At 43.7% G+C, this 12,821-nt stretch carries 12 protein-coding genes; 7 read left to right on the top strand and 5 right to left on the bottom strand.

Annotated elements, in window-relative coordinates; all coding sequences use genetic code 11:
• Positions 1-15 precede the first annotated feature (15 nt).
• The gene (locus B9T20_RS08990) at positions 16-1,509 is read right to left on the bottom strand and encodes a YifB family Mg chelatase-like AAA ATPase (RefSeq protein WP_094490738.1); all 1,494 of its coding nucleotides are present in this window, start codon (positions 1,507-1,509) and stop codon (positions 16-18) included.
• Between the two features lie 77 nt (positions 1,510-1,586).
• The gene (pdxS, locus tag B9T20_RS08985) at positions 1,587-2,438 is read right to left on the bottom strand and encodes a pyridoxal 5'-phosphate synthase lyase subunit PdxS (RefSeq protein WP_063455474.1); all 852 of its coding nucleotides are present in this window, start codon (positions 2,436-2,438) and stop codon (positions 1,587-1,589) included.
• 117 nt (positions 2,439-2,555) lie between these two features.
• Between pdxS and B9T20_RS08980 the strand changes: the two genes are divergently transcribed.
• From B9T20_RS08980 to B9T20_RS08955, 6 genes are all read left to right on the top strand, one after another.
• Positions 2,556-3,947, top strand: coding sequence for a PLP-dependent aminotransferase family protein (locus B9T20_RS08980; protein WP_094490737.1), 1,392 nt, complete (start codon positions 2,556-2,558; stop codon positions 3,945-3,947).
• 12 nt (positions 3,948-3,959) lie between these two features.
• On the top strand, positions 3,960-4,664 hold the full coding sequence (locus B9T20_RS08975) for a class I SAM-dependent methyltransferase (RefSeq protein WP_094490736.1): 705 nt from the start codon (positions 3,960-3,962) through the stop codon (positions 4,662-4,664).
• Positions 4,664-5,299: a TenA family protein gene (locus B9T20_RS08970; protein WP_094490735.1), complete on the top strand. Its 636-nt coding sequence runs from the start codon at positions 4,664-4,666 to the stop codon at positions 5,297-5,299. Before B9T20_RS08975 ends, B9T20_RS08970 begins: the two co-directional genes overlap by 1 nt.
• 132 nt (positions 5,300-5,431) lie before the next feature.
• The gene (gene bioD, locus B9T20_RS08965; protein WP_094490734.1) at positions 5,432-6,112 is read left to right on the top strand and encodes a dethiobiotin synthase; all 681 of its coding nucleotides are present in this window, start codon (positions 5,432-5,434) and stop codon (positions 6,110-6,112) included.
• Positions 6,113-6,115: 3 nt separating this feature from the next.
• A complete protein-coding gene (locus B9T20_RS08960; protein ID WP_094490733.1) occupies positions 6,116-7,471 on the top strand; it encodes an adenosylmethionine--8-amino-7-oxononanoate transaminase in 1,356 nt (451 codons plus the stop codon).
• An 86-nt stretch (positions 7,472-7,557) separates the two neighbouring features.
• Positions 7,558-9,246 carry a deaminase gene (locus B9T20_RS08955; protein WP_094490732.1) on the top strand — a complete coding sequence of 563 codons (1,689 nt, stop codon included), beginning with the start codon at positions 7,558-7,560 and terminating at the stop codon, positions 9,244-9,246.
• Positions 9,247-9,300: 54 nt separating this feature from the next.
• Here the strand turns inward: B9T20_RS08955 and yedF are convergent, their stop codons facing one another.
• A complete protein-coding gene (yedF, locus tag B9T20_RS08950) occupies positions 9,301-9,534 on the bottom strand; it encodes a sulfurtransferase-like selenium metabolism protein YedF (protein WP_039950061.1) in 234 nt (77 codons plus the stop codon).
• Between the two features lie 27 nt (positions 9,535-9,561).
• Positions 9,562-10,794 (bottom strand): selenium metabolism membrane protein YedE/FdhT, encoded by a 1,233-nt coding sequence (yedE, locus tag B9T20_RS08945; RefSeq protein WP_094490731.1) that lies wholly within the window; start codon positions 10,792-10,794, stop codon positions 9,562-9,564.
• A 290-nt stretch (positions 10,795-11,084) separates the two neighbouring features.
• Between yedE and B9T20_RS08940 the strand changes: the two genes are divergently transcribed.
• Positions 11,085-12,473: a sodium:alanine symporter family protein gene (locus B9T20_RS08940; protein ID WP_094490730.1), complete on the top strand. Its 1,389-nt coding sequence runs from the start codon at positions 11,085-11,087 to the stop codon at positions 12,471-12,473.
• 58 nt (positions 12,474-12,531) lie between these two features.
• Here B9T20_RS08940 and B9T20_RS08935 read toward each other — a convergent pair whose 3' ends face one another.
• The gene (locus B9T20_RS08935; protein WP_094490729.1) at positions 12,532-12,762 is read right to left on the bottom strand and encodes a YccJ family protein; all 231 of its coding nucleotides are present in this window, start codon (positions 12,760-12,762) and stop codon (positions 12,532-12,534) included.
• Between the last annotated feature and the right edge of the window lie 59 nt (positions 12,763-12,821).

The following is a 12,821-nucleotide window of genomic DNA, read 5'->3' as shown; positions in this document are numbered from 1 at the left end:
TGTAATATATATACATTAAAAATTCATGGCACGGAAGGCTAAAGCTTCAGTTAAATGTGTGGCCTTAATATCATCTGATCCTTCTAAGTCAGCAATGGTGCGGGCAACGCGTAAAATTCGATGAAAACTTCTTGGGGATAAATTTAATCTTTTTTGTGCTTTATCCATCAATTCGAGTTCTTTGATGCCAAGATGACAATCTTCATCGATCTCGCGAACAGAGAGCAGTGCATTGTGTTTGCCGCGTCTTGCCAATTGACGGGCACGGGCTTTGAGGACGCTTTCTCGCATCTCGCTTGAGGATTCGCCCAATTGTGTCGATTGCAGCTCTGATGTCATCAGGCGCGGCACTTCCACATGAAGATCGATGCGATCTAAAAAAGGCCCTGAAATTTTATTACGATAACGAGCCACGGCATCGCTGCTGCATTGGCATGCTTTTTCTTTGTCCCCATAAAATCCGCAAGCACAAGGATTCATTGCCGCAATCAATTGAAATTGTGCAGGAAATTTTGCTTGGCTGGTGGCGCGTGAGATGTGAATTTCTCCTGATTCTAAGGGTTCTCGCAGAGTTTCAAGAACTTTGCGATCAAATTCAGGCAATTCATCTAAAAAGAGCACGCCATGATGAGCAAGGGAGATTTCGCCGGGGCGCGGATTAGAGCCGCCACCGACAAGCGAAACAGAAGATGCTGTATGATGTGGTGCGCGAAATGGACGAATGCCAAATTGTTCAATGTCAAAGCCTTGATGGCTGACAGAAGCAATCGCCGCCGCTTCGATGGCTTCGGCTTGTGTCATGTCCGGCAAAATCGTCATAAAGCGTGAGGCAAGCATGGTTTTACCGGTGCCCGGCGGGCCAATCAATAAGATGTTGTGTCCGCCACTTGCGGCAATTTTCAGCGCACGTTTTGCAAAGACTTGTCCTTTGATATCGAGCATATCAAGGTGCGAATGCATGTGATGAATGTCCGCTTCATCAGGTGGACTCAGCGTAGTTTTCTGCTCTAAAAATGTCACCACTTCTTTTAAGGAATTGGCCACTAAAATATGAGGGCTGTCTAAAAATCCCACTTCATTGCTGCGATCTTTTGGAATGATGATGTTTTTATGGTGGGAGACAGCCGCAATCACCGTAGGCAATAAACCACGAATGGCGCGTAAGTCACCGGTTAAGGCCAGTTCACCAATGAATTCATGTGTGTCGATTAAGGGCGATTGCAATTGTCCGGAGGCGATCAATACGCCAAGGGCAATGGAAAGATCATAACGTCCGCCTTCTTTAGGCAGATCGGCTGGGGAGAGATTGACGGTGATTTTACGCGCAGGGAACTCAAAGCCTGAGTTGATGATGGCCGCGCGAACGCGGTCTTTGCTCTCTTTGACGGCGGTTTCTGGCATCCCGACGATGTGAAAGGCAGGTAAACCATTGCTGATGTGAGTTTCAACGCGAACAATCTCAGATGTGAGCGCCTTTTGTGCACGCGTATAAAGAATGGATAAATTCACACTTCACCCTCTTTATGTGATTGATTATGATCATTAATCTACCACGAGTGTGAAGTGTGTTTGATTGATTTGTTAAATTAACGACCCGCCATGATTTGCGTTTCATCTAATGTGGCAATCTCGATGCCTTTCATTGGCGCGCCTAAGTTTCTAGACAATTTTGCCAACAATTCAAAATCTTCGTAGTTTGCCGTTGCTTGTACGATGGCGCGTGCAAAAGCTTCTGGATTTTCAGATTTGAAAATGCCTGAGCCCACAAATACGCCATCTGCGCCTAATAACATCATTAATACCGCATCTGCTGGTGTTGCAACGCCGCCTGCAGCATAGTTCACCACAGGTAAGCGACCATTTTTCTTAATGTCTTTGATCAGTTCGTAAGGTGCGCCGATGTCGCGTGCATATACCATCAACTCATCATCAGATTTTGTGGTCAACAAACGGATCTCTTCATTCACTTGGCGCATGTGGCGCACTGCTTCTACGATGTTGCCTGTGCCAGGTTCGCCTTTAGTACGAAGCATTTTAGAGCCTTCACCAATGCGGCGAAGTGCTTCACCTAAATTGCGGCAGCCACAAACGAATGGCACTTTGTAATCGCTTTTGAGTAAGTGATACACGTCATCTGCTGGCGTCAATACTTCGCTTTCATCGATGTAGTCAATGCCGATCGCTTCTAAAATGCGCGCTTCTGCAATGTGGCCGATGCGCACTTTTGCCATGACTGGAATGGATACAGAAGCTTTGATGGCGTGGATCAATTCAGGATCTGTCATGCGTGCTACGCCGCCTTCTTTACGGATGTCTGAAGGTACACGTTCTAAAGCCATCACCGCAACGGCACCTGCCGCTTCTGCGATTTTTGCTTCTTCTACGCTCACAACATCCATGATTACGCCGCGTGGTGGCATCACAACTTCTTGACTCATTTTTTTCCCCTTTGATTGGTTTTGTTTAAAAGTAACACTAGCCTACCAAGGGAAAAACCGTCATCATAGAACCAGTTGGTTGCTTTTTATACCATCCACTTTTTTAAAGGATGCAACATGTTTGTGATTGACCGAGATCATCGTAAACCTTTTTATCAGCAAATTATTGAAATGATTGAAGAAGCCATCATCAATGGCCAATTGCCAGCCGGGGCAAGATTACCCTCAGAGCGCGCCTTGAGTGAACGATTAATGGTCAATCGTTCCACCGTCATTCGTGCATTTGATGAATTGGCAGCGCGCAACATCATTATTAAGCGCGCGGGTTCTGGCACCTTTGTGAATGATCAAAAATGGGGCTTATTGACCCATCCATCCCTCAATTGGCGGCACAATAGTTTGGATCAATTGTTCCAGCCGCGACCATCATCTGTGCGCCCGCAGCAACACAGTTATGATCTACGAAGCGGCGATTTACCCATTGATCTTTATCCGCCATTACAATTGCCAGAAACCGATTGGCAAACGTTAATCCATGCAGAATTGCAAGATGACAGCGCGCGTCTTGGCATTGTCTCCTTGCGGGAAGCGGTACAACGCTATTTGTATGAGCGCTTTCGCTATAAAGTGCCGATAGAACAAATTTTAATCACTTCAGGCGCGCAGCAAGCCATTTCGTTGATTGCTTTGGGCTTGTTAAAACCGGGAGATGCCATTGGCATTGAGCAACCCTCTTATTTTTATGCGCTGCCGATTTTTCAATCGGTTGGGCTACGAATTTATGGCATTCCGGTGGATCAGCAAGGCATTTGCATAGATAAGCTAGATGAGTTGGTGCATAAACATTCTCTGAAAATGCTGTTTGTGAATCCGAATTTTCAAAATCCCACAGGTTACGTGATGAGCCCGCAGCGTAAAAAGCAATTGGTGGATTTTTGTCATCGTAAAAAACTGGCAATCGTGGAAGATGATGCGTACAGCCAATTAAAACTCCATTCAACGTTGGATGTATCGCCCATTGCTCAGCATGATAATCACGGCAACACCATTTACATTGGCTCATTGTCCAAATATTTAGGGCGCTCCATTCGCATTGGTTGGATGATTGCACCGGCGGCGGTTGTCAATAATTTAGCAAACATTCGTCATCAATTAGATTCAGGTTTGAGCGCGTTGCCACAAGTGATGGCGGAAAATTATCTCAATCATTATGCAGATCAACACGAGCAATTGCTGCGTGACACTTTATCGATGCGCATGCAGCATTGCGTGGCGCACTTACGCAACATTTTGCCGAATCATTATCGATTTGATGTGCCCCAAGGCGGCTTTCATCTCTATTTGACGCGCCTTGATCATCACAAAGCGTATGAAAAACCGATTGTGCAGGATTTAGCGGATCATCAGATTCTTGCCACAGAAGGTGAGTTTTTCGGGGATGCACGCATTAAAAACAGCGCCCGCATCAGTTTTGTGCATGCTACAATCGCCCCATCCGAATCCCATTAAGAGACGATAATCATGAAAAAAAGTTTTGATCAATACGCACAAAAATATGACAGTTGGTTTTTAGACAACAGCAATGTATTGATGTCAGAAGTTAAATTGGTGGCCAAAACCTTAGAAGGCTGTGAGAACATTGTATCTGTCGGCTGTGGCAGCGGTTTATTTGAATCCATTTTGCGCCAAGAGTTTGGCATTCACATCACAGATGGCGTCGAACCCTCAAAAGATATGGCGGCAATTGCGGCGAAACGTGGCTTAGAAGTGATGATTGAAACAGCAGAAAATTATGATTATCTTGGCCGCACCTATGACACCATTTTGTACAACGGTTGCCCAGGTTACATCACAGATTTAGGCAAAGCATTGACCAATAGTTTCAATGCGCTCAATCCCGGTGGCAAAGTGATTGTGATCGACATCCCAAAAGAGAGCGGTTATGGCTTATTGTATAACTTGGCAAAAGCGGTGAAATCTTGGGATCATCCTTTATTAACAGGCGTTTATCCGCGCAATCCTTATCCCATTGAATTGGTGGATCAAGCGAATTGGCGCACCACAGGCGAGAAGATCGACATCATGGAAAAAGTGGGTTTTGTGGATTTTGAATTCTATCAAACCTTAACCACGCATCCGGTCTACTCAGACTCACAGATTGAAGAACCTGTGAGCGGCTTTGATAAAGGCGATTATGTGGCCATTTGTGCATATAAACCGAAATAATGCAGTGGAGTGAAGCGGTATGGCAAGCGCAATTGCCATTGTATGAAACCACAAAGCAGTTGCCTTTTATTCAGCAATTGATGAAAGGCACATTGGCAAAAGAGCGCTTTACCTTTTACATTGAGCAAGATGCTTTGTATTTACGTGGCTTTTCTGCGGTGTTGTTGCACTTTGCACAACGCATGACAGATCCCCGTTATCAGCGCTATTTTGAAGGCTTTGTGGCAGAAAATATGGCCGGTGAACAAGCGCTGCATGATCAATATCTCACGCGGGATTTATCTAGCATTACTGAGAGTGAAACGCTCAAAGGTTTTCTCAACTTTTATGATCAATTGTGCAATGCGCCCATAGAGATTGCATTGGCAGGGATTTTGCCTTGTTTCATTGTGTATCAGCGCCTTGGGCAATACATTTATGCGAATCATGCGCGGGAAAATAATCCATATACGGCATGGATTGATATGTATGCGGGCATTGAGCATGCTGAATCTGTGCATAAATTGCGAGAAGTGTGTGATGATTATGGTGCACATGCATCGACTGAGTTGCAGCAAGCAATGATGGCGAGTTACCGCGAAGGTTGCTTGTGGGATCAGCGATTTTGGGTGAGTTGTTATGCGCTTGGTGCATGAATATGAAACAAAATAAGTGAATGAATACAAGTCATTAAGTGATTATGTAAACCATAAAATATTTTAATTGTTTGACATAAAGCGTTGCGGGGTTACAATTTTACCTGTTTGATTAACCAAAACAGAGTGAATATGAGAACAACACAACGCTTTTTTGTGACCGGCACGGACACAGAAATTGGTAAAACACGCATCACTGCGGGTTTATTGGAAAAAGCTGCCCGTTCAGGTTTGCAATCTTTGGGCATTAAGCCTGTGGCCAGCGGCAGTGAAATGACCATCAATGGCCTTCGCAATGAAGATGCTCTCGCTCATCAAGCGGCATCATCTTATCCTTGTCCATATGACATCATTAATCCTTTTTGCTTTGCACCTGCGATTGCGCCCCACATTGTGGCAGAGCAAGAGAAAGTCACCCTTACTGTTGCCAGCATTACAGAAGCCTTAAAGCCTGCATTATCAGAGCCGGCGGACTTTGTCTTGGTGGAAGGTGCAGGCGGTTGGCACACGCCTTTAAATCAAACAGAGTGTTATTCTGATTGGGTCAAAGCAGCAGGTTTACCGGTTATTGTTGTGGTGGGCGTGAAATTGGGGGCCATTAATCATGCATTATTGACGGTGGAATCCATTGAGCGTTCAGGTTTAACGGTGGCCGGTTGGGTGGCCAATTGTGTAGATCCTGACATGCCCTATCAACAAGAAAATCTGGATTATCTCATGGCACACATGCCGGCGCCTTGCCTTGGCATCGTTCCATTTTTACAAGCGGATGAAAGCGCCGCTGATCATTTATCCCTTCCTTTGGACGCATAAACAATGACAGAAAATCAAAAATGGATGCAGCGCGATTTATCCGTGGTGTGGCATCCGTGTACGCAAATGAAAGATCATGAAACCTATCCTTTAGTGCCCATTAAGCGCGGGGAAGGGGTTTGGCTGTATGACTTTGATGACAACAAATATTTAGATGGCATCAGTTCATGGTGGGTGAATGTCTTTGGTCATGCGAATCCTAAAATCAATCAAGCTGTTAAAAATCAATTGGATCAATTGGAGCATGTGATCATGGCAGGTTTTACCCATGAGCCGATGATTCGCTTGTCTGAAGAGTTGGTGCGCATCACGCGTGATGGCTTAGATTACTGTTTTTATGCCGATAATGGCTCATCGTGCATTGAATCTGCTCTTAAAATGAGCATGCATTATTGGCGCAATGTGGGCGAGCCCACGAAGAATAAATTTGTCACCTTTACCAACAGTTATCATGGTGAAACGGTGGGCGCGATGTCTGTAGGCGATGCGCCTTTATATACGCAAAGCTATAAATCAATGCTCTTTGATACCTTTAAAGTCACAGCGCCTGATCTGTATGAAAAAGCAGAAGATGAGACGGTAGAAGCGTATACGTTAAAGCGCTTTGCGGAGATGGAAGCATTGATTCATGAGCATCATCATGAGATTGCTGCCGTGATCATTGAGCCTTTGGTGCAATGTGCCGGCGGCATGCGCATGCATTCGCCTTTGTATTTAACAAAATTGCGCGAACTGTGTGATCAATACAATGTGCACATCATTTTGGATGAAATTGCCGTTGGCTTTGGGCGCACCGGTACAATGTTTGCCCATGAGCAAGCAGATATGGTGCCAGACTTTTTGTGCTTATCAAAAGCATTGACGGGCGGTTATTTACCCATGTCTGTGTGCATGACCAGCAAGAAAGTTTATGATGCATTTTATCGTGAATATCATCCTGAATCGGTCTTTTTACATTCCCACAGCTATACAGGCAATGCGTTGGCATGCAGTGCAGCTTTAGCGACATTGTCCATCTTTAGAGAAGATGATGTGATCAATCAGAATCAAGCGTTGATCCAAGCTTTTGCAAAATATACAGCGCCTTTAAAGGATCATCCAAATGTGGCAGAAGTTCGTCAAACAGGGATGATCACGGCGATTGAAGTGGTGAAGGATAAGGCAACGCGCACGCCATTTTCATGGGAAAGCCGCATTGGGCTGAAAATGTTTGATTATGCCATGAAGCACGGTTTGCTCATTCGTCCATTGGGTGGCATTGTCTATTTCAATACGCCTTACATTGTGACGGAAGATCAGATCAAATGGATGGTGAACATCGCCACCGATGCCATTGATTATGCATTGACGCAGGTATAAACCATATGATGAAAAAGCCACGGAAGTGGCTTTTTTATTTTAATGTGCCATGATGGAGTCATCACTTTAATCTGTGCAGGAGAGGAATGATGAATCATAATAATGAAATATACCAAGAATTAAGAGAGAATTTTATTGTGATTGGTTTAACCGGCGCGTTAGGCAGTGGTTGTACCAAAAGTGCGGAGATTTTAAGCTCAGCCATTAATATAGAATCATTGTTACCACTTAGGGAGCATCAGCGGGAGTTTGATGCATTAGAACCTTATCGACTGAATAAGATTCAGAATTTTTTGAAGACACATCAATGGAAAGAGTTTTACCATTTAAAAGTTTCTAATTTATTGTTTTGCATATTCTTTAATCATGAGGATAAGTATCTTGATGAAGAGTATCAAGTCAAGAAGTGGTTCAAGGGTGATGCTGAAGTGTATCGTGCAACCCATCAATTGTGCCAAAAAATTTGTGCAGCAATTTTAACGCCCAGTGGTCAAGAATCAGGGCAATTATCTGAATTATTAAAGCAATTGAATGGATGCATTCAACAACATGTAGTGAAGACACAGAGCCCTTATACAAAGGTTTTTCAGAAAATTGGTTCAGAATTACGTGAACAAGGCTTACAAGCATTCATTAATAGTACATTGCTGTACCAAAAAAAGATTGCATCTGTTTTTGCGATAGCGGATTTCATTAAGCAAACCATTAAGCATTTAAGAAAAGAAGGGTATAAATTTTTTGTGCTTGATGCGCTGCGCAATCTTTATGAAATCAACTATTTCAAAGCACGATACTCAAATTTTTATTTGTTTTCGATTAATGCTAGCAAGAAGGAGCGCAAGAATCGCATATTGTCCCAATTTGGGCATAAATTAGATGACTATGAATTGATTGAAAAGCATGAAACCAATAAAGATGAAAATCATTCACAAAATATTAATGAGTGTATTGGTAATGGTGATGTTTTTATTACCAATAATTTAGACATTAAAGATTTTCAATATCAATTGGTGAAATATGTCTGTTTAATTCGTCGTCCGGGTCTTTTTACGCCTTCTAAAGATGAGAGAAGTATGCAGATTGCTTTAACTGCACGATACAACTCAGGATGTATTTCTCGTCAAGTTGGCGCATGTGTTGTAGGGAAAGATGGTTATGTGCTCGGCATCGGATGGAATGATGTGCCTGAAGGTTCAATTCCATGCTTATATCGCTCATCACATTCGTTATTAATGGATCATAAGGGCAGCCCTGAATTTAGTGAATATGAAACAAGTGAAAGATTTAAGCATCATGTTGCAGCAACCATCGGTGTGAATTATCAGCCATTTTGCTTTAAAGATTTAGAAAACCGTAGAAATGGTCAAGAGAAATTAAGCGAAGTGATGGCAAAAAATCAAGATGAAAATTTATCGCCAAAACTGCAAGAGGCTTTATTAAAAGAGTTTAAAAATACAACGCGTGAACGCGCACTACATGCAGAGGAAAATGCATTTCTGCAGTCCTCGAAAGTTGGAGGTGGTTCTTTAAAACATAGTATTTTGTATACCACTGCCAGTCCATGTCAGTTGTGTGCTAAAAAAGCCATGCAATTAGGTGTTAGTCGAATTGTGTATATTGATGCATATCCTGATATTTCGAATGCGCAAACCTTGCAATCAGGGGATAAAGATAAATATCCTAAATTAGATATGTTTGTGGGCGTTGCGGAAAGTGCTTTTATGAAATTATATAAACCTTTAATCAATATTAAAGATGAGTTTTATAACGTTTAAATGGTAATGAGTATTTAAAAAGCGAGAACATTGTGTTCTCGCTTTTTTATTCACTTACTTACGAATCAAATAACGAATCGTAGGGCCATGTTGCTCAATGGAGAGCACTTCATAGCCATGATTTTTTGCATCGATTGGAATGTTATTGATCGATTGTGGGCAATCGCTGATCACCTCTAAAATATCGCCATCATTGAGCTGCGGCATGACTTCAAGGGTTGCCACGGCAGGATATGGGCAAGGTTCGCCCACCATGTCAAGGCGTAAGGTGGGTACGATGTCTTCGATTTTAATTGAATTGTCCATGATTATTCCTTATGAATTCACAACATTAATGGGGCGCGTGATGGCTGCTTGAGCTGCTTTTGCGCGTCGATTGAAAAAGCGGCGTTCCCACCATAAAATCAGGCCAAGGGAGATCATCATCAGCGCATAGTTAAAGATTAAGCCGCCATATGTGCCCATGGATTTTAAGAGGTCGATTTTATCGAAATCCGCCACCAAATAAGGGGATAAATCATCCCAGTAATAAGCCAAAACTGTGGCACCAATGATGTTGCCTGCGCCAACCCACCAATAATGCACTTGGCCTTCAACGGCACGATACATCCAGCCAGTTTCACAGCCGCCGGCCAACACAATGCCAAAGCCAAAGAGTAAGCCGCCTAAAATGGCATTTGGTGCTGCCCAGTAAATTTTAGGTGCAATGCCTGCTTCAATGAATGCAAATGTCCCAATGGTGCTCACAATCATACCGATGATGATGGCTTTGGCCATGTGTGTGCGTCCTGTGATCCATAAATCACGAAATGCTGAGGTAAAGCAGATTTGTGCGCGCTCGATGAGTAAACCAAATGCCGTCCCGAAGATCAATGCAATGCCAAACAATGGTTTAATGAAGAGTAAAACAAGCCCTGTGATGAACAATGCCGCAAACACGATGGAACCGATGATAAAACGGCGTTTGACTTGGGCAGGATTTTGTTGAAGAGGCGCTTGAGCGGTGACTTTTTGCACTTTGAGTGGAATGCGAAAAATCGGATGCAAGGCCACTTTCGCACCTGCATATGAGCCGATTGCCGTTGTGATGGCAAAGAACCAAGCGTGCAAGGAGAATTGTGGAATGCCGGTAAAGAATGCCGCTAAGTTACAACCCATCGCTAAACGGGCGCCAAAGCCGGCAATGATGCCGCCAAGCAATGCTTGGAAAATACGGATTTTATGGGGTGAGCTTCTATATTTGATGTTGTTTGCCCAAAGTGCTGCAGCGATACAACCACCAAACATCCCAATCAATAATAAACCATCGGTGCGATCTAAAGGCGAGCCTTGAAAGCCGATCATTTTAAAATACGTCCAATCGCTTGGATCCACGCCAAAGGCTTGTAAAATGTGCCCGCCCCAGCGCGTAAATTCTCCCGTTACGGCCCATAAAGTGCCGGTGATGCCAAAGTAATAAGTGGCCAAAATCCCAGCAGCAATCACTGCTGCCACGGGATTCCAAAATTGAATCAGATATTTTTGTTTAAAAGTGTGCCATGTGGTCATGTTGAACCCTGTCCTTGTTTTTTGAGGTCGACAAAAGACGGGTGTTCACCATCAACACGCAATCAACGACGAGCACCCGAGCCTATCTCTAACCTAGAGATTCTGTGAGTGCGTCACTGCTGTAAGAAAAAGCGTGCGGTGTTGATCATAAAGTGTGTGGTCTCAAATGCGCTGAGAAAAGAGCGCCATTCTAATGGAAATCGAGACAATAGAGTAGTAGATTTTTTGAATTATTCCCATACAACCTGTGAAAAAAATTATACACTATACGGCTGTATTAAGGAGGTAACATGCATGCTTTAGAAACGGTCGTGAATGCCGTTAATGGAATTTTGTGGAACAATATTCTGATTTACCTACTCGTTGGCGTGGGTATCTTTTTCACATTCAGATTAAAATTCATTCAGGTGCGAGGGTTTTTCTCGGGGATGAAGATGTTTTTTTCAGGCGTTTCCCTAAAAGGTGAAAAAGCTGGGAAAAACGGGATGAGCTCATTTCAGGCTGTTGCAACAGCGATTGCCGGCCAAGTGGGCACAGGGAATTTAGCCGGACCTGCCACCGCCATTTTATTGGGTGGACCCGGTGCGCTTTTTTGGATTTGGGTCTCCTCATTTTTAGGCATGGCCACCATTTATGCAGAAGCCATTTTGGCCATTCATTTCAAAACTAAAGATCGCAATGGGCAAGTGGTGGGCGGACCGGCTTATTATATTGAGCGCGGGCTTGGCATGAAGTGGTTGGCGGTGTTGTTTGCAGTGCTCATCATCATGGCATTGGGTTTAATTGGCAACATGGTGCAAAGCAACTCAATTGTGGAGGCATTTAGCAACTCATTTAATACACCAACATGGTTAATGGGTTTAATATTGGCCAGCATCACAGGTTTAGTGATTATGGGCGGCATTAAAAACATTGCAGCGGTGGTGGAAAAATTGATTCCGTTGATGGCGCTCTTTTATCTATTGGGCGTTGTGGTGATTTTAACCATCAATTCAGCCTATTTATGGGATGCTTGCCGCGTGATTTTTGTGGCGGCTTTTGATCCTGAAGCTGTGTTAGGCGCGGGCGCGGGGATTGCGATTCAACAGGCGGCGCGCTTTGGTATTGCTCGTGGTTTATTCTCCAATGAAGCAGGGATGGGGTCAACGCCACACGCGCATGCGGTGGCGAAAGACACCGCGCCTGAACAGCAAGCATTTTTAGCCATGATGGGTGTTTTCATTGTGTGTACGATTGTGACGTTAACGGGTTTTGTCATCATTACTTCCGCACTGAAAGATTGGGCAGCCCTTGGCAATGTGGTGGGGCAAGGTAACTTTTTATCTGTCTATCAAGTGAAAGGCATTGCCGTGACGCAGCAAGCGTATCAATCGGTCTTTGGTGCCTTTGGTAGCTACTTTGTGAGCATTGCCTTATTGTGTTTTGCCTTTTCCACCATTGTGGGTTGGTATTATTATGCAGAGACAAATGTGCGTTATCTCTTTGGCTCTGAAGTGGCGATCCGCATTTTCCAAATGATGGTGGTGGCATGTATTTTCATCGCCGCTTTCTTTAAAGTGGATTTGGTGTGGGATATGGCGGATATGTTCAATGGCTTGATGGTATTGCCAAACATTTTGGCCTTAATTTTACTTTCCACCATTGTGGTGAAAATCACCAAGGCGGCACAGAAAAAATAGTGCATGAATCATCATAAAAAATCCCCGTTACGACGGGGATTTTTGTATTCAGTTTCTGTTAAACATCTTTGCGATCAATGCGCTGTAAACCCCAGAAAAGATGATCAGCGTCGGTTTTTGAAAACGCGAGCGGCAAGACTTCATCTTGTGCTTCACTCCAGATTTTTTCGGCCAATGCATCATCACCCTTGGCCAATTCAAAAATGGCCTCAGCGATCTCTAAAGAAGTGGACTCATGCGCTTGTGCCCAGGATTTTAATTCATGAATGTCTTTTTTATGTTCGTTCATTGTTATCTCCTTTATTGATGAAAATGTTTATGGTGCATCTTTAATATAGCAAAGCATGA

The organism is Wohlfahrtiimonas sp. G9077 (assembly GCF_002252155.1).
Lineage (GTDB): Bacteria > Pseudomonadota > Gammaproteobacteria > Cardiobacteriales > Wohlfahrtiimonadaceae > Wohlfahrtiimonas.
The sequence above is the reverse complement of the archived record's forward strand: the minus strand, read 5'-3'. Positions and strand labels throughout refer to the sequence as shown.